Genomic DNA, 22,779 nt, shown 5'->3' on the forward strand with positions numbered 1-22,779 from the left:
CAGCATCCCAGATGCTACGCCCGAGCTGGAGGCCGCTGCTGCGCCCGAAGTGGAGACCGCGCCAGACTGCGCCAGCCGGGGCGCGTGCCAGCCGGAGCCCGTGAGGACTCGGCCCGCGTGTGCCGATGCCATCCTTGGGGCGGCTGGCCAGCCAGAGCCCATGAGGACTCAGCACTCAGCGGCCCAGTCAGATACAGCGCCCCAGATGCTACGCCCAAAGTGGAGACCGCGCCGGACTGCGCCAGGCGGAGCGCGTGCCGGCCGCCGCATTGTCAGCTTCGTCGCTCGCGATGCTGCGCTGCCCACGAGGCCCGCCACCGACGACGCCGACCGCCCACGGTGCCGGCCCTGCACCGTCAGCTTCGGTCAGCTTCGGTGCTCGCGATGCTGCGTTCCGCACGAGGCCCGCCACCAACGACACCGACCGCCCACGGTGCCGGCCGCACACCACACCAGAGGGCTGCGCCTTCACCAGCCGGCGCAGCCGGAAGCTCGGCGACAGAAACTCCGCGGCAGCCTGCCACCGCTTGACCCGAAACGTGTGCTATATTGCCTGTGGCCCTGTGGCCCTGTGGCCCTGTGGCCCTGTGGCCCTGTGGCCCTGTGGCCCTGTGGCCCTGTGGCCCTGTGGCCCTGTGGCCCTGTGGCCCTGTGGCCCTGTGGCCCTGTGGCCCTGTGGCCCTGTGAGTAAACCTCCCGCGCGTGATTGCGTGCAATGACAGAAGGGCTGAATGTGATGAAGGCTGGTGTGAGGCTGCTGCGTGGTGTAGTGGTGTCGGCGCTGCTGGCAGGCACGGCGGCAATCGTGCCGCCCGCTGCTGCTGCGGCGCAGGAGACTGCGGTGTCGGTGGACGCCTCGGTGGAGCTGACCACAACAGCCCGTGACGGCGGCGTGTCGCTGGAGTGGACACGCGGCGACGAGCCCCGCAAGAAGCGCAACAAGGCAAACAAGGCGAGCTGCGCCACCTCGCACTACTGGGTGTATGTGTACGACAGCAGCGGTGACACGGTCGCCCAACACGGCGTGCCCTATCCGGGCAGCGGCCTGACGCTGGACCTGACAGGCAGCGGCCGGCACCAAGTGAACGTGTACGCCTACTCCAACGACTGCAATCGCTGGGGCAGCTCCGCATCAGCCAAGTTCAAGGTCGCCGCCGCGCCCCAAGCGCAGCGACAACAAGCCCAAGCGCAGCGACAACAAGACAGCCCAGCGACCACAACCTCCACTACCACAACCTCTACTACCACGACGACGACTACGCCGCCCACCACCACGACTACGACAACCACCACCACGACCTCGCCGCCCACCACGACGACAACGACGACTACGACCACACCCACTACGACCACCACTCCCGTCGCCACGACGACCACCGCGCCAGCACAACCAGCACAAACCGAGCCAGGGAAGCTTGAGCCAGAGAAGCTGACGATCTCCATTAGCGATGCCAGAATCACCGAGGGCGACACCGGTTTTGCCGAGATGGAATTCGACGTCAGGCTGAGCGGCTCACCGAGTCACGCAGTACGTCTGCGAGCAGCGGCGGTGTCGTTGCGCGACAGCACGGCGACGCCGGACAGCCCGGACGCAGAGGGCGATTACGTCGGATTCACCAAGCGACGCATCGAGTTTGCCGCCAATGCGACCGGCTGGGACCTCTACCAGACGGTCACTGTCGGCATCATCGGTGACAGCAAGCCGGAGCCGGACGAGACGTTCGTGTTGCGCCTCAAGAGGCTCAAGTCCGACGACAGCCGCGTCATCTTCGCAGGCGGAGGCCGCAAGCTTGACGCCACCGGCACGATCCACAACGACGATGCTGAGCGTGACCCAAACGAGGAGTCGGGCACGTCGCCTGACGAGACGCCTGACGAGACGCCTGACGAGACCGATGGCAGGCCGACGACACCGACGACCGGGTTTGCCGCTGTCGGTGTGGGAGAAGGCCATACGTGCGGTCTGCGCAACAACGGCACGGTGGTGTGCTGGGGCCGAAACTTCAAAGGGGAAACCGACGCGCCCGAGGGCACATTCGCGCGGATCTCCGTGGGCATGCACTCCGCGTGCGGACTGCGTGACGACGGCAGCGTGGAGTGCTGGGGAGACAGACGAAAAGGAAAAGCCGACACACCGGCAGGCGGCTTCGTCGCTATCGCCAACTGGGCCAACACCAAACCGGTGCGCTACTACATGACTTGCGGACTGCGCCTCAGCGGCACGGTGGAATGCTGGGACGACACCCGACGCGGCAGATCGATCAGCGCTGCCGGCAAGTTCACGGCGGTGTCGATCGGCTACCAGTGGGCCTGCGGGATCCGCACCGACGGCACCCTCGCCTGCTGGGGCGACCACCACGAAGGCCCTTGGCGCATCGCCGACCCGCCCACAGGCACCTTCACCGACCTGTCGGTCGGCACCGGCGCTGCGTGCGCAGTCCGCACCGACGGCACCCTCGCCTGCTGGGGCGACACGCGTCGACACCTAGGCAGCAGCTATTCCTGGCACCAAGTCCTGCGCTTCGTGCCCGAGGGCACCTACCGGGCCGTATCAGTCGGCGACTACAACGCCTGCGCGATCCGCACCGACCACACCGTCACCTGCTGGGGCAACTACGATTTGGGCAGAAGCAACCCTCCTGGCCACCAGTTCGCCTCCATTGCGGTCGGCCCCAACCACTCCTGCGGAGTCCGACGCGACAACCACGCCATCGCCTGCTGGGGCAGCGACAGCTGGGGCAAGACCACCCCGCCCGCATAGCGCTTCCGCTGCTTGCTGCGGCTGCGTCGGCGTGTCTCGCGCCGACAGAGCGGGGGTGCCCGCGCCTCGCTGAGCATCGCGAGAGAACGCGCCGACGCGGCATCGCGGCAACGAACTTGGGGCAATGAACTTGGCCTGCAAGGCGCCAGCACTAGCTTGCAGGCATGCCTGTGCAGACATAGATGCCGATACCGACACAGATGCAGACGCAGGCGCAGATGCCGATGCGGATACCGATGTAGATGCAGTGCGGCGATAGCCCGGCCGTAGGTCCAGCTACTGGCCCTACGGCCGGCCCGACTGCAGGCCTTGCGGCTGGCCGGACTGCTGGCCAGGCTGCTGACCTGATGGCCGAGCGCTATGCGTCGCTGATGGAGGTGATCCGGCTGCGCCGGTCGGTGCGCAGCTTCGAGCCGCCGACCGCGCCGCTGCCCTTCGAGGTGCTGCGTGGCATCTGCGAGGCAGGTCGCTGGGCGCCGTCGGGTGCCAACACGCAGCCGTGGCACTTTGTGATCGCAGCGGAGCGCACCGATGTCGTGGCGGTGTCGGAGGTGTTCGTGCGACAAGCCGACCGGTTGGTCGAACACTGCCGGGGCTTTCCGCATGTCCACAAGAAGCACTGGCTGCACAACTCGCTGGCCATCGTGCTGCTGTTCTGCGATCCACGATGGGTCGACTCCTATCCGGTCAGCGACCACGACGGCTGGCGCGACGAGTACGCCGCCAACAACGACAAGATCCTGCTGGCATCCGTCGGGGCTGCGGCGCAGAACATGCACTTGGCGGCGGCTGCGTATGGCCTGACGACTGCGTGGCTGAGCGGTGGCGGCGAGGACACGACCGCTCGAGAACTGCGCTCGCTGCTCTGTGTGCCAGAGCCGTTGGCGCCCATCGCCACCGTGCCCATCGGCTGGCCGCACCGACGCGCGCAGTCGCGTTATCGCCATCCCCTCGATGCGCTCATCCACTGGGGACGCTGGGATGCAACACGCACGCCGCTCGACGACGCCGTGCAGCTCTACATCAGCGAGTCCCGCCGCGACGCCATGTACCGCGAGAGCGAGACCGCGACCGAGGATGAAATGCAGACCGAGAGCGAGACCGCGAGCGAGAGTGAAGCACAAAGCGAGATCGCGACCGCACCCGACGCTGCGAGTCGGTAGCGCGCAGCCGAACCGAGTCAGACCGAGTCGGACCCAGCGCGAGCCCGACCGAAAGCAAGCCGCAGTCCGCCAGGGCGATGCGCACGAAGACTGCGCGAGCCCGACCAAACCAGACCCACAGCAAATCGGACCAAGCCGAGCCAACCCGACCAAACCAGACCCACAGCAAGCCGGACCAAGCCGAGCCAGCCGGACTGAGCCACACCAAACCAAGCCGGACCAAACCCTCGACTTGGCAGCGTCGCCGTGACAGTCAGCGAGCCGGGCCGAACCGGGTCGAGCCAGCCCAAACCAAACCAGCCCCGAGCAAGCACCGAACGAAGCACACCAAGAGTCGAACGTCCGCGCGAGCCCGACCAAACCAGACCCACAGCAAATCGGACCAAGCCGAGCCAGCCAGACCAAACCAGACCGGACCGAACCAGACCCAGAGCAAGCACCGAGTAAGCACCGACCGAAGCACGCCAAGAGTCGAACGTCCGCGCGAGCCCGACCAAACCAGACCCACAGCCAGCCGGACCAAGCCGAGCCAGCCAGACCAAACCAGACCAAGCCAGCCCAGACCAAATCAGACCAAACCAGACCGGACCGAACCAGACCCAGAGCAAGCACCGAGTAAGCACCGACCGAAGCACGCCAAGAGTCGAACGTCCGCGCGAGCCCGACCAAACCAGACCCACAGCCAGCCGGACCAAGCCAGACCAATCCCTCGGCTTGGCAGCGTCGCCGTGACGGTCAGCGAGCCGGGCCGAGCCGGACGAACTGGGTCTAACCGGGTCGAGCCGAGCCGAGCCAACCGGGCCTACCGGGACAACGGGCCTAGCGGGCCAAATTGGGTGCCTCTGTAGGTTGGAAGCATGGCAAGAAGTCGGTTCGGTTTCCGCCGCCGTCAGCGACCAACACCCGTGGTCCCGACGGCTGCACCACCGTCACGGCGAGCAGCACACGGCGCCGAAGGCAGCAGCAGACGCTCCGGCATACGTGCCACCGCCGATGCCGCCGAACCGCTGTTGGCGCCCGAGACCTACGGCTGGCTGAGCGAGCTGGACGCTGAGGTCCTGACGGCCCATGAACTGCAGCCCGATCTGACTTCCAAGGGGCTTGCGCAAGACCCGTCGTCGATATGCGTCGAGGTAGATGCCGACGGCCCGACACGGCCACTGCCAGACGGAGTCACGTGGTATGCGTCGAAACGGTTCTTGGTCCTCAAAGTGCCGCCTGGCGAGACTCGCAACTTGGTAGTGCTGAGCGCCGGACTCGCCCACTGCCTCGTCATGGGTGAAGGCACTGGCCATGCGGCACGCGGCGGCGACGGCGAGGGCCAGGCAGCGCGCGGCGGTGACGGTGACGGCAACGCGATTCGCGATGGCGGAGGCAATGGCGGTGCCTACCGTTCCGGCGCCGGAGACGGCCACGCGTTTCGTGATGGCGACGGCGATGGCGACGCCGTCCGTTCCGACGCCGGCGACGGCTTTGCGCAGCGGTGGGGATACGGCACGGGCCATGCGATCCGCAGCGACACCGGCGACGGCACGGCCGGGCGCGGCGGCGACGGCACGGGCAACGCCGAACGCTCGGGCGACGGAGACGGCAACGCATATCGCGCCGGTGAAGGCCACGGCCATGCAATCCGCAGCGGCAGCGGCTCTGGCGCAGCGGTTCGCCAAGGCGACGGACATGGCGATGCCTATCGCGAAGACGACGGGGGTGGGGATGCCATACGACGCGGTGACGGCGCCGGCAGCGCAAGCCGCAGCGGCGCAGGTCGAGGATCGGCTCTGCGAAGCGGCGACGGCAACGGCAAGGCTGTTCGCGAGGGTGACGGGGACGGGGACGCCGTGCGGACGGGCGGGCTCACCAGCTTGGACCTGAGCAACGGCATCGGTGACGCGGTGCGTCTCGGCGCAGGCAAGGGCATGGCGCTGCGGCACGGCGACGGCAAGGGCGACGCAACTCGCGACGGCGCCGGTGACGGCAACGCCATTCGACGCGGCGACGGCGAGGGAAACGCCCTCCGCAGCGGCGACGCCGACGGAGACGCCACCCGCGATGGCGACGGGAACGGCAATGCGACCCGTCGAGGCGCGGGCGCGGGCACTGCAATCCGCGAAGGCAGCGGCGACGGGCACGCGGGGCGCTACTGCTACCGCGATGAAGTCCATAACGGCCTAGGCAGCACGGGCGATGCGATTCGCCGTGGCGACGGCAAGGGGAACGCAGAGCGCATTGGTGACGGTGACGGCGACGCCATACGCGAGGGTGACGGCGACGGCATGGCGCTGCGGCACGGCGACGGCAACTGCAACGGCAACGCGGTCCGCGACGGCAAGGGCAACGGCCATGCGATCCTCAGCAGCGACAACGACGGTGATGCCATCCGCAAGGGCGACGGCGACGGCAGCGCGGTCCGCCGAGGTGCAGGCGACGGCAATGCCGTTCGTGAAGGCGCTGGACGCGGGAACGCAAGTCGCTTCAGCGACCGCGACGCAATCCACTACGGAAAGGGCGGGAACGGAGACGCCATACGCCGCGGCGACGGCGAGGGATCCGCGGAACGCGTCGGTGACGGTGACGGCGATGCCTTACGCGTCGGCGCGGGCGACGGCATGGCGCTGCGGCACGGCGACGGCAACGGCAACGCGATCCGGCGAGATGGCGGCAACGGCAACGCCATACGCGACGGACTCACCTTCAATAGCGGTACCGGCAACGCGGAACGCAGCGGTGCCGGCGGCGGTGACGCACTCTGCGGCGGCGCAGGCAGCGGCGATGCCATCCGCGACGGGATCGGCCGCGGCGACGCAGTCCGAGTGGGCGCAGGCCAAGGCGATGCGGCGCGTAGCGGAGACGGCTTCGGCAATGCGACCAAGAGCGGCAGCAGCTTCCCCAGGGTGCATCGCCAGGACGCGGCCAATGAACCAATCTGGACGTGGGAGCATGCCGGTGACGGCAACGCGCTCCGAAGCGGTGACGGCGGAGGCAACGCTGTTCGCGCGGGCACGGGCAAGGGCGATGCCATCCGCGTCGACTCGGGTGACGGTATGGCGCTGCGCTTGGGCGACGGTGACGGCAACGCCGTGCGCGACGGACCTGGCGACGGTGATTCGGTACGACGCGGTGACGGCGACGGCAATGCTCTACGCGACGGATCCGGTCATGGCAAGGCGATAGCTGCCGGCGACGGCCTCGGAGCAGCGCAGCATCGCGGCAACGGCGAAGCCATCAGTGTCCGCCGCAATCTGAACTGGAGGAAATCTCCAGACAATCGCGCCGCCGAACTGCCCTGAACCCAGCCGCAGCAGCGCTGGCCGGCCAGCGGCCGCCGGTTATGCTACGGTAGCAAGGCCAGCGCCTGTGCGTCCGCTGATGGCGCAACCTCCAGCTCAACCTCCGGCTCAACCTCATCGGACACCGAAGCAGACAGGCAACTCGTCACGAGCCTCAGCGAGACTGCCAGCATCTTTCGGCGAGCGCGACGCACCGCTGACAATGACGAGAGCCTCTTGCGCGCAGCCCGGCTCTGACGCTGTCGGGGTCTCGGCCGGCCAGTCAGCCGCCCCGCGGCCTCATCTTCATCGAGGCGATGCCCGAGTAGTTGCGCTCGAAGTGTCGGCGGCAGCACCGATGTCGGCTGCGGATTGTTCGGGCGGCTGGCGTGGCGGAAACTCACCTGGCGGTGGTGGGGTCTCGGCACCGGCAGGCGATTGTTCGGGCGGCCAGCGTGGCGGAAACTCACCTGGAGACGCCTCGCCGGTCGGTGCTGTGCCTCGCTGCGGTTGCGCTGCTCTGCTCGTCGCTGACAGCGATGACGCAGGCCGCGTGGCCGCAAGTTGACCGGATAGGGGCTGCTGGGCCTTCGGACCTGCTGGTGACGTCCGTCCCGCTGGCGATGTCCGTCCTGCTGGCGATGTCCGTCTGGTGGGTGGCGCTGTGCCTGGTGAGAGCCTGTCGGGTGGTCGCAGGTGGTAGCGGCCTGTTGTCGGGTCTTGTTGGACGGTGAAGCCGTCGTGGTGAATCTTGTGGTGGTGGCAGTGATGGCACACCGACACGAGGTTGTCGAGATCAGTGTGTCCGCCGTGCTGCCATTCCACGATGTGATGCGCTCTGCACAGCTCCGGAGCGGCACCGCAGCCGACGCAGCCCTGGTCGCGCACGGCCAGCGCGCTGCGCTGCAGCTCGCTGGCGCTGCGGCGGCGTCTGCCCATCCGCAAGTCGCCAGATGCTGTGTCAAAGATCATGGGCAGTATCCCGGCGTCTACGGCGAGCTTCGCGATCTCGCCGATGGGCACGGGGGTGCCGTTCGCTAGCCGCGCGTTGGCGAGCTGCTGATTGAGGGTGTCGTAGTCGGCGACGAGCACCAGCGAGGTGCCCGCGGGCCGCGACGTGTCCGGCTCGCACAGCAGCGTTGCGATGGCGTCAGCGGTGCGCTGCGCGGGCGTCGAGCGTGCCTTGGGGTCTTCATCGCGCAACAGGCGGTTCGTCGCGGCGTCAACTGCTGCGGCGATGCGCGCCCCGCTGATCGGGTCGAACTGGCCGTTCAGCACGGTCATGCCCGTGTCGCGGCTGGTGAACACCTGCGCCGAACGCTGCCGACGCTGCCGTTCCAGCAGCGAAGCGCCGTCGTCGCCGCTGCGCTCAGCGACATGACACGCCACGGTGCGGCGGAACTCGTCATGACTCTGCCGCTCGGCACGCTCAACCAAGAACTGTTCATCGACCGGTGCGTCGCCCGCGGCTCGAGCGATCAGCTGGGCATGCCCTGCTGGCACGGAGCCCGTCAACAGACCCTCACGGGTCGCCGCCAGCTCGCTGAGCGCCGCAGCCGTCCTCACGTGGCTGCGCGCCGCACGACCCGACACCGACAACGCTTGCGCCGCAGTGTGGCCCGCCGCGGCCTCGCCCTCACGCGCGGCCAGAGCGTTCAGAGCGTCTGCCTTGGCGACGGCCAGCTGCGACTCCGCGCGACCGATCTCCACCAGCCGCAACCGCAGACCGTCGGCATCCAACGCCGGCACGTCCACCCCCAGCCACGCAGCAGACAACACACCAGGCGCGCCCTGGACAATCCGCTCGCTCACAGCCACACCACCCACAGCACCGCTGACATGAAACCGGCCGCCGTCACGCCGCCCGCTGATAACGGGGTTCGCGTTTGCCTCACTGATCGACATAGCAGCAACCGTAGTGAAGGGGTGTGACACGCTCACCGACACGCCACCGTCGACCGGCTCGCACACCCGCCCGACACCGACGGAGCCACCACCAGACGCCACCGACCCAACAGCCGCGCCCACATCGCTACCGCAAACATCGCCGCAGGCGCCAGCATCAGCCATACGCATGAACATAGACAAGGGCTGTGACACACCCGCTGGCGTGCGACCGCCCGCCGGCCTGCGCAGTCGTTCGGCACCGGCAGCACCATCAGAAACAACCGAGCGCGCAGCGCTGCCGTGGTCGTCGTTGTCGTTGATGCAGGGGTCGACGCTGGCACCGGCCATGAGCGTGAACATAAGCGGAAGGTGTGACACACTCCCCGACACGCACCCGGCGGGCGGCCTGTGCAGCCGTTCGGCACCGACGGAGCCGCTAGACCCAGCACCGTTTCGCAGGCTCATGCTGTCGGTGGAGCGGTCCCCAGTCACAGCAGCAACCCTAGACAAGGGGTGCGATACGCTTTTCGGCGCGCAAGCGCCGGCTTGGCCGACGTCGCCCGGCGGCGCAACACCGCTCAATGCTGCATTGCTGAACTGACCACCAACCAAACTAGGCAGCCAGCAACCAAACCAAATTGGGCAGCCGGCCAACGGAGGGAGTCCGGACTCAACTCAGCCGTCTACGCTGTCCAACAAGCAGCAACGATACTAGCCAACTGACCCACTAGACCCGCCGCGAACATGGCACATACTCATGCCTATACCGAATCGATGTCGCACTTGACCGAACGATCCGCTATCGATTCTGCAGACGGATCGACCGACTCATACGCGTCGGCAGATACACTCGACATCGGAGCAGGCAACGTTTACTGGGCCAAGGCGACGCTTTACTGGGCCGTCCAGACCTACAGCGTCGAAATCCGATAGTGACCGATCAGATCGTCAACGGCGTGTGCTGGGCCGACCAGACCTACAGCGTCGAGATCAGCGTTCACGGTCCGACGGCACCGCTACCACCGGGCGTCAGGTGGAACGCATCCTCCAGGTGCCTCAGCCTCGACCTTTCTCACGATGAGAGCAACAACCTCGAAGTTCGCGGCGACGGGTTAGCTACTGTCGTGTTGACCGGCAGCGGCCGCGGCACCGCAATCCGCGACGGCAATGGCGATGGACGCGCGATTCGAGATGGCACCGGCAACGGACACGCGATCAGGCGCGGTAATGGTTGCGGAAGCGCATTCCGCACCGGGCAAGGGTACGGCCATTCCATACGCAGTCACGGTGGATACGGAGCCGCTATTCGAGACGGAGCTGGCGAGGGAAATTCCTTTCGAGAAGGAGCCGGCAACGGAAATGCAATCCGCCGCGGCAGCGGCGACGGCGATGCGACCCGCAGCGACAGCGGCGATGGTGACGCTATCCGAGCTGGCGATGGGAATGGTGACGCGATCCGCAGCGGCTATGGAACCGGTGATGCATCTCGATGCGGCCACGGTAGCGGAACCTCCGCGTGGCACGACAGAGACGAAGAGGACCAAGACTGGCACGACGACGAAGAAGATGACCGTGTCAATCACCACGTGCCCAAGTTTGAGCCGCCGAAGCGATACAGCATTGACGAATACAAATACGAATACGAATACCGCAGTGATGAGCCGATGAGATATGAAGACGAAGATGAGCCCAACAGCATCTACGACTACTGGTCGAATGACGACTACGGCTACTGGGATCTATATTACTATTTCTATCCGGTAAGCGAGCGTGCGGATCCGTGAAGCCAAGCACGCTGGCTCAAGGATCTCGCGTGCGCAAAAGGGCGGAGAAAAAGCGGAGTAGCGGCGCAACACCAACTGAGCCTCGTCGGCAGAAACATCCGCGCCGCCATATCGGGCGTTAGCTGTGGCCGGTTCACGCCACTGGGCCGATTACTGCGGGCGCTGGGCTCGCCGCCCGCCGGCACCCGCGGAGCCGCTACATCATGAAGCGGCCGGCGGTGGCGCTGGCCAGCCACATCTCGATGTCGCGGATCGCCTGTGTCATGGCTTGGCCGATCAGGTCCAGCTTGCGCACCTGCTCGATGCGGGGTCTCGCCTGCTCGAGCTCAGACTTGGACAGCAGCTCCCCGAAGATCCCGCACGCATCGGCCAGCGCGATGATGACAATGTCACGCGGGCTGGGGATCTCGTCGCTGAACAGCACGCCCATGATGCGCAGCTTGACCTCGCGCTCGGCCTTGCCGTCGATCATCGGGTAGCGGCGAGAGCGGAACACCCACAGATGACGGTCGTCCTTGCGCTCCAGAATCCCCCGGTCCACCAAGCGGGCAAATGCCTCCTCGCGGATGGCTTCGGCTCGTGACGCCACGTGCTCCACCCAGTAGCGAGCATCTCCCTCCCCCTGTTGCTCGGCGATGTGAGCCAGCGTGGGGTCCAGCAGCCCGTCGCCGATCGGCGCGGAGTCGATGAGCATGAGGTTCTCAAGATCGGTGTCGATGCGATTCTCCATCGCCAGGTCCATCAGCACGGCGCCCGCGATGACCCGATCCAACGTGCGCTCGGGAACGTGTATCAGCTTGCCGTCGTCGTCTCGCAGCAGCAGGAGCAGGATTTCTTCGGCGAATCTCAGCATGGTTCCGATCCGACTCTCGTCATGTCCAGTGGCGCATCGCCTGCGCCGCAGCGGCTGCTTCGCAGCGTAGTTGACAGCGACGCGATCCGATGCCGGCCGGTCCAGCAGTGTCAGCCGGGCCAGCAGTGCGAGCCGGGCCAGCAGTGTGAGCCACACCGCCCGGCGGCAGGCCGCGCATCCCGGGCAGCCCGCTCATCACCCGCCATCGCCGGCAATAATCTCGACCCGATCAGCGTCGTCAAGGCCGATGTCGAATGCCGGGTCAACCGGATGCTCGATGGCGATGCGATACGGACCGTCGGAGCTGTAGCGCTCGCATTCAGCGTCGGGCGTCGGCGGCATGCACGGTTCCATGTCCGCAGTCGACACGTAGGCGCCGGCGGCATCGAAGAACGTGATCTGCAACGGCAGCGGCGTGTCGCGCATCCAGAACGCGCCGGTGGTGTCGCTGTCGTACACGAACGCCATGGCGGCGTACCCGCCCAGCGCAGAGAAGTCCTCCACGCCCATCAGTCCCTGCCGCTGTGCCTCGGGCGTGTCAGCGATGATGATCGGCCACAACAGCGCCCCCTGGGGACCTTCCACGATCAACGTGCCTTCGCCGAAGCCGTCCGGCGGCGTCGCTGCCTCCAGCACATGCAGTGCATGCGCCAGCGGGTCGCGCACCCGGTCCGGCGCGGGCCACGTGGTCGCCGCGTCGGGATCGAGCCACTCCACGCCGTCCGTATCCAGCAGCGGGTCATCGAACGGCGAGTCGTCTGCATCGAACCACGAGTCGTCTACATCCAACGGCGGCTCGAGCGCGGTGGTGATGACGACGGTCGCGGGCGACGCGGCCGCTGCCGCCTGAGGCGGGACGAGTCCGCCGCCGCGAGTGGACTCCTCCACAGAACAGCCCGCGAGCGCCAACACCGCCGCAGCGAGCGGCGCTGCCCAGCGGCGAGCGCGTCGGCGCGACGAACTCACAGCGGCAGTCACCGCCTGTGCAGCATGGCGACGATGGCCGAGCCTGCGAAGCAGCCTGCTGCGATGAGTGGCGCCGCGAGGATGCGGTCGTGTGTGCCGGGGCGCTCGAGGATCGACGCTGTGAGGGTGCGAGCTGCTGCAACTTCGGTCATGTCTTGCGTGTCCGTTCGCCCCTGCCGTTGGCTGACCGCAGCAAGTATGCGACATGGATGTTGTCGGCGGACGCTGTGAGCCGTTCGGCGAGTTCTACGCGGGCGGTGGGGGTGTCCATGTCGGGGATGTCGGGGAGCGCGCTGTGGAGACGTCTCGGCAGTTTGCCTGAGCTTGCCTGCGACACAGTTTGCCTGCGCCGACGTGGACTTGCGTTGACTTGGCAGAGCCCGTCTGAACCGAGCCGGCGAAACCAAGCCCGTCCGAACCAAGCCCGTCCGAACCGAACCTGTCGGAACCGAACCTGTCGGAACCGAACCTGTCGGTGCGCAACAGCACGTCCAGATCGCCGCGCGCGTCAAGGTCCCCGTCGGTTATGAGCGCCGGCATCGCGACTGCGGTGGGCACGGCTGCCGACGCTGCTGTCGGATGGCGGGCGCTCCTCGAAGTCGCTCGACGTGAGCGGGCGCAACAACATGTCCGTCGCCGTCCACAGCGTTCTGGAGAACGGATCGAACAGCACGGGCGACACCACGCCGACTGGCAGCGCCACAGCGAGCAACGTGCGGAGCCCAGTGTCGGTCCCGAACACCAGCATGGCGATGACCACGGACAACAGCACCGCCGCTGCGCTGGCAACGGTGTTGAGTGCGACCGCGCCGAGCCAGTGACCCTCGATACGTTCGAAGCGCAGTCCACAGGTCGGGCACCGCTCACGAATGCGCAACATGGGCGACGTGAACAGGCCTCGCCCGCCGCACGCCGGACACGCCAACGTCAGACCGCGCATCAAGACTCGCACCGGCGCAGTCTGTCGCGACGGCTGACCCGCGCAGCGTTCGGCGCGGCTTGACGCCGAGTCTCGCACGCAGCGCCCTCACGCGCAGTCCCGTAGCAACGACCGACCTGCGCCAAGCCTGTCGTGGCACAGCGTCGTCGTGGCACCACGCTGCTGCGACACCACTGCGCAGACCGAACCGCAGGTCGATTCGCGTGCCGTGACGACAGCCGTAATGCAGAGTCCCGTCGGTCCCGAGTCCGAACCGCAGGTCGATTCGCGTGCCGTGACGACCGACGCGTGTCGACCTGTGTCGACCTGTGTCGACCTCGCGCGGTGGAATGAACGGGTCCTCATGGTGAGATAGGTCCCGTGAGCGACAGCACCACGACCCCCACGACCGAACCGACGACGAACTCCGCTACCGAACCCAAGACGAGACCGACGACGGCACCCGCCAAGACCTCCAGCGAAGCCTCAGCCAGGGCGCCCGGACCGCAGCACGAGGCGATGCGTTCGGTCGATGACGAGGGCGCGGTGCCGTTCGCGGACTTCGCCATCGGCGAGTTTGCCGACTTGGTGGCGATGAGCCGAGAGCTGAACCGCACCGGCGACTGGGTCGTGCGCACACCGTTCGGGCTGTTCGTTCACGGCTACCGCCAAGCCCGCACGATCCTGCGCGACCCCACCTGGATCTCGGTGCTCGCGGGCATCGCCATGCTGGACGGCCGGCAGCAGGCTGCGATGGACGTGAACGCACTCATGTCGCGAGTCCGTGGCGACACACCTGCCGCCGGCAGCAGCAACGGCAGCAACGGCGAGGCCATGCAGGCACGGCCGAACGTGCTGGCGATGGAAGGTGACGATCACCGCCGTCTGCGTCGGCTCTTCGGCCCCTCGTTCACGCCGGCTGCAGCCGACCGCCTGCGGCCGTTCATGGCCTCCCACGCTGGGCACCTGATCGACCCGATGGTGACCGAAGGCGACGGCGAAGTCGTCTCGGAACTGTGCGATCCGTATCCGGTGCCGGTGATCTGCCGCCTGCTCGGCGTGACCGACGATGACTGGGGTCAGTTCGGCCGCTGGGCCGAGACCATCTTCGGGCTGTTCGACGGCGACGCCGAAGCGGTGTTGGCCAAGCTCGGCGACATCGCCACAGCCCGAGCCGAACTCGGTGCCTACGTCGTCGACCTGATCGAGCGCCGACGCCGCGAACCCGCCGACGACCTGCTGACCGAATGGATCGACGCGAGCGACGAAGGCGACCGGCTGAGCGGTGACGAACTCATCGGCATGGTCGAAGCGTTGCTGATCGCAGGCGCCGACACCACCCGCAATCAGCTCGGTGCGATGCTCGCGGTGCTGGCGGACAGGCCAGAGCGCTACGCAGCGCTGCGAGCCGATCCCGAACAGATCCCCGCCTACGTCGAAGAGTCGCTTCGCTACATCGGCGCCGTGCGCACCGCTATGCGCATCACCACTGCCGACGTCGTGGTGGACGGTCTGCTGTTCCCAGCCGGCACGGTCGTCATGATCGGATTGCACGCCGCCAGCCTGAGCGGAAGCTGCCCAGCGCACGCAACCGACGTGTCGGCACCAGCGTCTTCGGGCCAAGCGTCTTCAGGCCAAGCGTCTTCAGGCCCGGCACCGCCAAGCCCGGACCCGTCGGCCCCAGACCCGTACGAGTTCGATCCGACGGTGACGCGCGAGCATCCGCACCTCAGCTTCGGCAGCGGCGCACACCACTGCCTGGGCGCGTTCTTGGCGCGGGCGGAACTGCAAGAGGCTCTGCGCGCCTTCGTCGAGCGGGTGGAGCGCTTCGAGCTGGCCGAACCGGTCCAATGGAAGCCGCTCTCGATGGGCATCTGGGGCCCGTCGCGCATGCGACTGCGGCTGCACGCGCCTGGGAACCTGCACGCGCCTGGGAACACGACAACGCCGGCGACCGCACCATCGCCGGGAGGGCGCGTGGAAGCCGGCACCTTGCCGCCCGCCGACACGCATATCGATGTCGGAACCTCGGCCCCCCAGGACCGCTACCTTGCGGAGGTGGCGCCGCTGCGGCGAGCCATCGCTGCAGGCGTGCCGGCGCTCGTGGAGCGGCCGCGATTTCCGCCGCTGGGAAGGCTGGTCGTCACCGCGGCACGCATCGGCTGGGCGGTGTACGCCGGCCGGATGCTGGACCGGCGGCTCGACCCCGAACAGCGTCGGGAGCAGACCTATCGGCGACTGCGGCTGGCAGCGACCAAGCTGGGACCTGCCTACATCAAGCTGGCACAGCTCATCGCTGCGGGCGAGGGCGTCTTCCCCGACGCGCTGGTGGCCGAATGCCGGCTGTGTCGTGATCAGGTGCCCGCGGCACCGTGGCCGGCAGTCCGCGGCGTGGTGGAGGCAGAGCTGGGCCCGATCGACGAACGCTTTGCCCAGTTCGACGCTGTGGCCACCGCAGCCGCGTCGATCGCCCAAGTACACAAAGCTCGGCTGGCCGACGGCACGCAGGTCGTGGTCAAGGTGCAGCGGCCCGACATCCGCAGGAGCGTCGAACGCGATCTCGCTGTGCTGGCGTGGATCGCGCCGAAGCTGGTGGGCCGCATTCCGATCGCTGCGCTGGCAAACCCGCCGGCGCTGGTGGAGCTCTTCGCCGAGACGATCTCCGAAGAGCTCGACTTTCGAGTGGAGGTCGCGAACCTCTTCGAGGTGCGCAGGGCGCTGCGCTCGGTCGCCACTGGCCGCTGGCAGGTGCCCGAACCGGTGCTTGACGGCGTGACCGAGCGGGTGATCGTGATGAGCCCGGTGGCAGGTCGTCCGCTCAGCGAGCTGCAGCCCGAGGACCTCGGCGAGGGCGATGCGGCTGCGCTCTTCCGCCAGATGAACGACGCGCTGCTCCACGGCGCATGCATGACGGGCGTGTTCCACGGCGACTTCCACGCCGGCAACGTGTTCATCGACACCGAAGGCACGCCGCCTGGCCAGCCGCCGGTCATCGGACTGGTCGACTTCGGCATCACCGGACGCCTCGAAGGACCCAAGCGTGTGGCGTTCCTGCGCTACGTGGTCGGCCTGCTCACCGGCGACCTGCAAGCGCAGATCGCGGGGATGATCGAACTGGGCGCATTCGGACCCGGCAGCGATCCCCAGCGGGTCATCGAAGAGCTGCGCCTCGACCGGCCCGACTTCGACCCCTTGGAGCTCAGCGAGGCGGAGTTCACTGCAGAGTTCAGAGCGCTCATCTCGGGACTGCTGGCCAACGGCGCACGCATACCCAAGGAGCTGATGCTGTTCATCAAGAACTTCGCCTACCTTTGCTCGGTGATCAGCGAACTGGAACCCGAGATGGAAGTGCTGGCTCAGTTCGAGCGCATCGCCTCGTCGTTCTTCGCGCGCAACGGGGTGCGCATGGCTACCGCGATCGGCTTCACGCCGGCACCTGAGGACGTGGACGAACGCGTCATCCGTCAGGCGATGGGCATCTCCCCCAGGCACGAACGCGTCACGTGGAGGCTCATCCGCGGCCGCCGCGAACGCCTCACCTCCAGGGTGGGCAAGCCGCACGACGTGACATGACGCGGTCGCTGGTTGCGGTGGCGCCCGACTGCTGGAGGCGGCCTGCGCTCGCCGACGCTGTCGTGCGAGGCGGAGGCACGCTGAGCGCGCCCGAGCAGGCCACCGGGCTGGTGTGGGCCGAGCCCGCCCAGGCACACCTGATCGGAGACTTCGTGGACGCCCACGGCGGCATCGACTGGGTGCAGCTCCCCTACGCCGGGATCGAGCCGGTGGCGGACATCGTGACCGCGCGGCCGTCAATCGAGTGGTACTGCGGCAAGGGCGTCTACGCGGAACCTGTGGCCGAGCATGCGCTGATGCTGACGCTGGCGGGTTTGCGCGGCATGGCCGCCTACGCCCGCACCGACCGGTGGAGCACGCCGCAAGGGCGCAATCTGCTCGGCGCATCGGTGACGGTGCTCGGCGGCGGCGGCATCGCGGAATCGCTGCTGCGGCTGCTGGCACCGTTCGGCGCCAGCGTGACCGTGCTGCGCAATCGGCCGCAGCCCATGGAGGGCGCGGCGCGGGTGGTAGGCCCCGCTGCGCTGGCGGAGGTGCTGGCGGGCACGGACGTGCTGGTGCTGGCGCTGGCGCTCACCCCCGACACTGCCGGGATCGTCGGCGCTGCGGAGCTGGCAGCACTGCCGGCGCACGCTTGGGTGGTGAACGTGGCACGGGGCGGTCACATCGTCACCGACGACTTGGTGACGGCGCTGCGTTCGGGCCAGATCGGCGGCGCAGCACTGGATGTCACCGACCCCGAGCCGCTGCCGCAGGGCCATCCGCTGTGGACGCTCCCCAACTGCCTGATCACGCCGCACATCGCCAACACGCCTGAGATGGGCTTGGCACTGCTCGCCGACCGCGTCGCTGCGAACGTGGCACGCAGGATCGCCGGCGAACCGCTGATCGGTCCGGTCTTCGTCGAGCTGGGCTACTGACCCGGTTTGGCTACTGAGTCGGTTTCGCTACTGAACGACAGCTTGGCTACTCAACGACGGCTCGTCGGAAGCTAGCTGGCTCGCCGGAAGCTAGCGGAGCTGGGCGCCGTGTTCGCGTTCGACGGCGTCGATGCAGCGCCGGCGCACCTCGGCCACGTGATCGTCGGTCAGCGTGCGGTCGTCGGCCTGCAGCCGGAGCCGATACGCCAGCGAGCGGGTGCCGGGGGGCATCTGGTCGCCCCGGTAGACGTCGAAGAGAGCCACCGATCGCACCTGCGGGCTGCCGGTGGCGCGCAGCGAATCGCTGACCGCCGATGCCGGCACGTGATCCGGCACGGCGAACGCCAGGTCGATGTCGCTGGACGGGTAGGTCGAGACCAGCCGATAGGGACGGTGCGCCGCCGCGGCTGCGGCTGCGAGCAGCTGCGTGACGTCGAGCTCCAGCCAAGCGCAGCGCTGCCCGAGACCGTGGCGATCGCACACGGCCGGGTCGATCTCGCCCACCACGCCCACGGCCTGCCCGGCGATCAGGACGCGAGCCGCGCGCGCAGGGTGCATGCCCGGGAGATCGCGTGCATTGGCGAGCGAGCCGTCGAGACCGTAGGCCGTTTCGATCAGATGCCACAGCTGCACTGCGGCTGCAGCACCGCTGTCGGCCCAGATGACGCCCAGCTGCTCGGTCTCGACCGGCAATGCCCCCGTAGCAGCACCCGCGGAGATCGCATCGACGGATGCGGGTGCGTCAGACGGCACGTCAACGGGAGGCCGAGCGAACACCACGCCCAGCTCGAACAGGCACACAGCATCGTTGCGGTGAGCGCCGTTGTAGGCGGCGGCAGCGAGCAGACCGGGACGCAGTGACGGGCGCAACACCGATTCCTCGGCCGCGAGCGGGTTCAGCAGCCTGATCGGCTCGGCCTTGGTCGGCTCGGCGTTCTCCATGCCGGCGCGACGCAGCGCGTCGGGCGCCAAGAATGGATTGGGCATGGCCTCGCTCGCCCCGGCCCCGACGACGACGCGACGCAGGTCGCGGCGCAGGTGCTGAGCCGGCGTCAGCCTGCCCGGCGCGGGCGAACGCGGGACCGTGCGTCCGAGCCTGCCGTAGCCGTAGTGGCGTGCGACTTCCTCGGCCACATCCGTCTCGGTGACGACATCGGGCCGAAAGCTGGGAACGGTGACGTCCAACGCGACGTCGAGTGCGTCGCTGGGCACACCGTCGAGCCCTGCGGCATCGCGCTCGGCCGCAACAGTGCCGGCCACAGCACAGCCAAATCCGATGGGATCGAGCAGCCCGCTCAGCTCTGCGGCGGCGAATGACCGCCCCAGCAGGTGGCTGATGCGACCCGGGCGCACGCGTACACGAGCAGGCGCAGCAAGCTCGCCACGCACGTCGAGTCGGCCGCGGCGCACCGACACACCGCCGGGGGTTGCGGCGTCCAGCAGCTCGCAGAACCGATCCAAGGCGACCGGCACCAGCTCGTAGTCGGTGCCTCGCTCGAATCGCATGGAGGCTTCCGAGCGCAGGCCGAGACGCTGCGAGGTGCGGGTGATCGACAGGCGGTCCCACGACGCGAGCTCGACGAGCACGGCAGAAGTCTCGGTGCTGATCTCCGTGCTCTCGCCGCCCATCACGCCGGCGATGCCGATCGGCCGGTCATCGCGATCGACGATGAGGCCGTCACCTGGTTGCATGTCGCGTTCGACGCCGTCCAACGTCACCAGACGTTCGCCACCAGTGCTGCGACGGGTCGCGAGATGTCCAGCGGGAACCCTCCCCAGGTCATAGGTGTGGTTCGGCGTGCCCAGCTCGAGCATCACGTAGTTCGAGACGTCCACGACGGAGTTGATCGGACGCATGCCGCACAGGGCGAGGCGAGCCTGCATCCACAGCGGCGACTCGCCGACGGACACCTCGCTGACGACACGAACGCCGAATCTGCCGCAGAGCTCCCGGTCGATGATCTCCGCCGAAGCAACGGCGCCGATGTCGTGGCCGGACTCGACCACGGTGGGCTGCGGAATCCGAAACGGCGCACCGAGCCGTGCTGCGAGATCGCGGGCCACACCGGCCACCGACATGGCGTCGGGTCGGTTCGGGTTCACCTCCAGGTCGTACAGCACGTCGCCTGCCAGCCCCAGCTGGGACATGAGCGGAGCACCGAGTTCCATGTCGCTCGGCAGGACCATGATGCCGTCTGCATCTGCGCCGAGCCCCAGCTCGGCTGCGGAGCAGCACATCCCCTCGGAGACCTCGCCGCGCATGCGGCGCCTGCCGATCTCCAGACCGCCGGGCATGGTGGTGCCGAGCGTGGCGAGCGGTATCAGATCGCCGACGGCCATGTTGAAGGCCCCGCAGCACACTTGCAGCGCTCCGCCGGTGCTGGCCCTATCAGCGCCCGCGCCATCGGCACTCGGAAGCTCGACGTCGACCAGCTGGATGCGGTCCGCGTCGGGGTGGGGCCGCAGACCGGCGACGCGGGCCACCACGACCCCGTCGAGCCTCGGCAGCAGGCGCATCTCTTCCACGGCCATGCCGAGATCGCTGAGGTGATCCGCCAGCTCGTCCGGTTCGCCCTCGATGGACGCGAACTCGCGCAGCCAGCTCAGCAGCACCTTCATCTGGCTCGGCCTCGGGTTCGCTCGTCTCGTTCGATTCGTTCGATACGCACGTCCGCGCGGCGCGCCGTCAGACCTGCCGTCGGTGTTGCCGTCAGGCCTGCCATCAGTGTTGCCATCGGGCCTGCCATCAGAACTGCCGCAGGAAACGGAGGTCGTTGGTGTACATCTCCCGCAGGTCGTCGATGCTGTGGCGCATCAGCGCCAGGCGGTCGATGCCGAAGCCGAAGGCGAACCCGGTCCATTCCTCGGCGTCGATGCCGCAGTTGACCAGCACGTTGGGATGCACCATGCCGCAGCCGCCCAGCTCGATCCAGCCGGTGCGCGCGCAGGTCTGACAGCCCGAGCCGTCGCACAGGCCGCAGCTGATGTCGAACTCGGCTGAGGGCTCAGTGAAGGGGAAGTACGAAGGTCGCAGCCGGGAGGAGATGGACGTGCCGAAGTACGCCGAGGTGAACTCCTCAAGCGTGCCCGCCAAGTCGGTGAAGGAGATGCCCCGGTCCACGACGAGACCTTCGATCTGGTGGAAGACCGGCATGTGGCTGGCATCTGCGGTGTCGCGCCGGAACACCCGCCCCGGGCAGACGGTGTAGATCGGCGGCGGCTGTGCCTCCATGACCCGGATCTGCACCGGTGAGGTGTGGGTGCGCAACAGCACACCGGACGCCCCCATGTCGGATGCGCCCATGTCCAGGTAGAGCGTGTCCCACATGGAACGAGCGGGATGTGCGACCGGCAGGTTCAGGGCTTCGAAGTTGTACCAGTCGGACTCGGCTTGGGGACCCTCGGAGACCGTGAATCCCATGCCCACGAACACGTCTTCGAGCCGTTCGGTGGTCTGGGTGACCACATGCAGGTGACCGCGCTGGGGGCCCGTCGGAATCTCGGTGAGGTCCATCCACTCGCGCTGCAGCTGCACGCTGCGTGCAGCGCAGGTGAGCTGCTCGGCTGCTCGCGCATGGGCTGCGCGCAACGCCTGCTGTGCCTCATGGAGCGCCCGCCCGACGGTAGCTCGCTGCTGCGCAGGAATCGAGCCCAGCGTCTGCTTGATGTGTCCCAGCGAGGACTTGCGCCCGAACAGCGTCGACTCCACCTGTGCCAGCTCCTCGACGCCGGCAGCCGCCGCTACTGCAGCCAGCCCTGCACCACGCGCCGCCTCGATCTCGGCGAGCAGCGTGGCGCCGGAAGCCTCGACAGCGGGCTCTCCGGCTGAGCCGCCGCTGCCATGGCCGTCCGTGTCGGTGCCGCTCACACCGAGCAGGGTACGAGACTGGACGAACTGCCGGCCACGCCGTCGCCGACCTCGCGTGGGCGCATGGCATACATCAGCACGGCGGCTGCCACGGCCACGTTGAGCGAGTCCACTGGCGGTTGCATCGGTATGGCGACGGCGATGTCGGTGCCGTCTACCGCCTGCGCGGAGAACCCGTGCGCCTCGTTGCCCACCACGAGCGCCATCCGCTCAGCGCACGGCACCGCATCGAGCCCGAGCGCGCCCGCGGGCGTAGCTCGCACCCGCATGTGGCCGGCGTCGTGCAGCGCGTCGAGCACATCGGCAGTCGACTGCCCACGGCATACCGACAGCCCGAAGGTCAGCCCTGCTGCGCCGCGCAGCGCTTTCGGGCTCCACAGGTCGGTCGTGCCTTCGGTGGCGATGACCGCGCCGAATCCCGCGGCTGCTGCGCTGCGAACCACTGCGCCTGCATTGCCCGGGTCCCGCACGGCCTCGAGCACCACCACCCGTTCGGCTTGGACTGCCGCGCTGAGGGACGTGTCCGCGAAGGGCGCTGTGGCCATGACGCCTTGCGGGTTCATGGCATCAGCGAGGGGGTCGAGCACGTCAGCGGGGACGGCGTAGATCGTGCCGATCCGCTGCCGAAAGCCTGCGCCGAGCCGACACGCGTCGGGATGGTCTTCGTCGAGGCCCCAAGGCGCGTAACGGTCCACCAGCTCGGGTTTGGCGAGCACGGCCTCGAGCGTGGCACCGCTGGCCAGCGCCCCATCGATCGCTCTGGGTCCCTCCACCACCGCCATGCCGGTGGCGTCTCGCCGGCGCCGGTCGCGCACCAAA

At 68.0% G+C, this 22,779-nt stretch carries 14 protein-coding genes; 6 read left to right on the plus strand and 8 right to left on the minus strand.

Features of this window, described 5'->3' with window-relative positions:
• Positions 1-736 precede the first annotated feature (736 nt).
• The 3 genes from ACOGI4_RS10400 to ACOGI4_RS10410 all read left to right on the plus strand — a co-directional run bounded on the left by ACOGI4_RS10400 (position 737) and on the right by ACOGI4_RS10410 (position 7,211).
• On the plus strand, positions 737-2,761 hold the full coding sequence (locus tag ACOGI4_RS10400; RefSeq protein WP_419841600.1) for an RCC1 domain-containing protein: 2,025 nt from the start codon (positions 737-739) through the stop codon (positions 2,759-2,761).
• Between the two features lie 347 nt (positions 2,762-3,108).
• Complete coding sequence (locus ACOGI4_RS10405; RefSeq protein WP_419841601.1) at positions 3,109-3,924, plus strand: nitroreductase family protein; 816 nt, start codon at positions 3,109-3,111, stop codon at positions 3,922-3,924.
• Positions 3,925-4,781: 857 nt separating this feature from the next.
• A complete protein-coding gene (locus ACOGI4_RS10410) occupies positions 4,782-7,211 on the plus strand; it encodes a hypothetical protein (RefSeq protein WP_419841602.1) in 2,430 nt (809 codons plus the stop codon).
• Between the two features lie 285 nt (positions 7,212-7,496).
• Here ACOGI4_RS10410 and ACOGI4_RS10415 read toward each other — a convergent pair whose 3' ends face one another.
• Complete coding sequence (locus ACOGI4_RS10415; RefSeq protein ID WP_419841603.1) at positions 7,497-9,095, minus strand: DUF222 domain-containing protein; 1,599 nt, start codon at positions 9,093-9,095, stop codon at positions 7,497-7,499.
• Positions 9,096-10,009: 914 nt separating this feature from the next.
• On the opposite strand from ACOGI4_RS10415, the gene ACOGI4_RS10420 reads away from it, so the two are divergent.
• Positions 10,010-10,861, plus strand: a complete 852-nt coding sequence (locus ACOGI4_RS10420) for a hypothetical protein (RefSeq protein WP_419841604.1) — start codon at positions 10,010-10,012, stop codon at positions 10,859-10,861.
• 196 nt (positions 10,862-11,057) lie between these two features.
• Here the strand turns inward: ACOGI4_RS10420 and ACOGI4_RS10425 are convergent, their stop codons facing one another.
• From ACOGI4_RS10425 to ACOGI4_RS10440, 4 genes are all read right to left on the minus strand, one after another.
• Positions 11,058-11,714: a GOLPH3/VPS74 family protein gene (locus ACOGI4_RS10425; protein ID WP_419841605.1), complete on the minus strand. Its 657-nt coding sequence runs from the start codon at positions 11,712-11,714 to the stop codon at positions 11,058-11,060.
• Between the two features lie 195 nt (positions 11,715-11,909).
• The gene (locus ACOGI4_RS10430) at positions 11,910-12,692 is read right to left on the minus strand and encodes a DUF192 domain-containing protein (RefSeq protein ID WP_419841606.1); all 783 of its coding nucleotides are present in this window, start codon (positions 12,690-12,692) and stop codon (positions 11,910-11,912) included.
• Positions 12,689-12,832 (minus strand): hypothetical protein, encoded by a 144-nt coding sequence (locus tag ACOGI4_RS10435; RefSeq protein WP_419841607.1) that lies wholly within the window; start codon positions 12,830-12,832, stop codon positions 12,689-12,691. Before ACOGI4_RS10435 ends, ACOGI4_RS10430 begins: the two co-directional genes overlap by 4 nt.
• Before the next feature lie 356 nt (positions 12,833-13,188).
• The gene (locus ACOGI4_RS10440) at positions 13,189-13,620 is read right to left on the minus strand and encodes a DUF983 domain-containing protein (protein ID WP_419841608.1); all 432 of its coding nucleotides are present in this window, start codon (positions 13,618-13,620) and stop codon (positions 13,189-13,191) included.
• A gap of 360 nt (positions 13,621-13,980) precedes the next feature.
• On the opposite strand from ACOGI4_RS10440, the gene ACOGI4_RS10445 reads away from it, so the two are divergent.
• Positions 13,981-17,172, plus strand: coding sequence for a cytochrome P450 (locus ACOGI4_RS10445; protein WP_419841609.1), 3,192 nt, complete (start codon positions 13,981-13,983; stop codon positions 17,170-17,172).
• Positions 17,169-18,092, plus strand: a complete 924-nt coding sequence (locus tag ACOGI4_RS10450; protein WP_419841610.1) for a D-isomer specific 2-hydroxyacid dehydrogenase family protein — start codon at positions 17,169-17,171, stop codon at positions 18,090-18,092. Before ACOGI4_RS10445 ends, ACOGI4_RS10450 begins: the two co-directional genes overlap by 4 nt.
• 90 nt (positions 18,093-18,182) lie before the next feature.
• Here the strand turns inward: ACOGI4_RS10450 and pheT are convergent, their stop codons facing one another.
• From pheT to ACOGI4_RS10465, 3 genes are all read right to left on the minus strand, one after another.
• Positions 18,183-20,711, minus strand: coding sequence for a phenylalanine--tRNA ligase subunit beta (gene pheT / locus ACOGI4_RS10455; protein ID WP_419841611.1), 2,529 nt, complete (start codon positions 20,709-20,711; stop codon positions 18,183-18,185).
• Between the two features lie 127 nt (positions 20,712-20,838).
• Complete coding sequence (pheS, locus tag ACOGI4_RS10460) at positions 20,839-21,882, minus strand: phenylalanine--tRNA ligase subunit alpha (protein WP_419843131.1); 1,044 nt, start codon at positions 21,880-21,882, stop codon at positions 20,839-20,841.
• 74 nt (positions 21,883-21,956) lie between these two features.
• Positions 21,957-22,775 carry a TrmH family RNA methyltransferase gene (locus ACOGI4_RS10465; RefSeq protein ID WP_419841612.1) on the minus strand — a complete coding sequence of 273 codons (819 nt, stop codon included), beginning with the start codon at positions 22,773-22,775 and terminating at the stop codon, positions 21,957-21,959.
• Positions 22,776-22,779: the final 4 nt, after the last annotated feature.

Origin of the sequence: Candidatus Poriferisodalis sp., from assembly GCF_965205175.1 — a bacterium.
In the GTDB taxonomy this organism is placed as follows: domain Bacteria; phylum Actinomycetota; class Acidimicrobiia; order Acidimicrobiales; family Poriferisodalaceae; genus Poriferisodalis.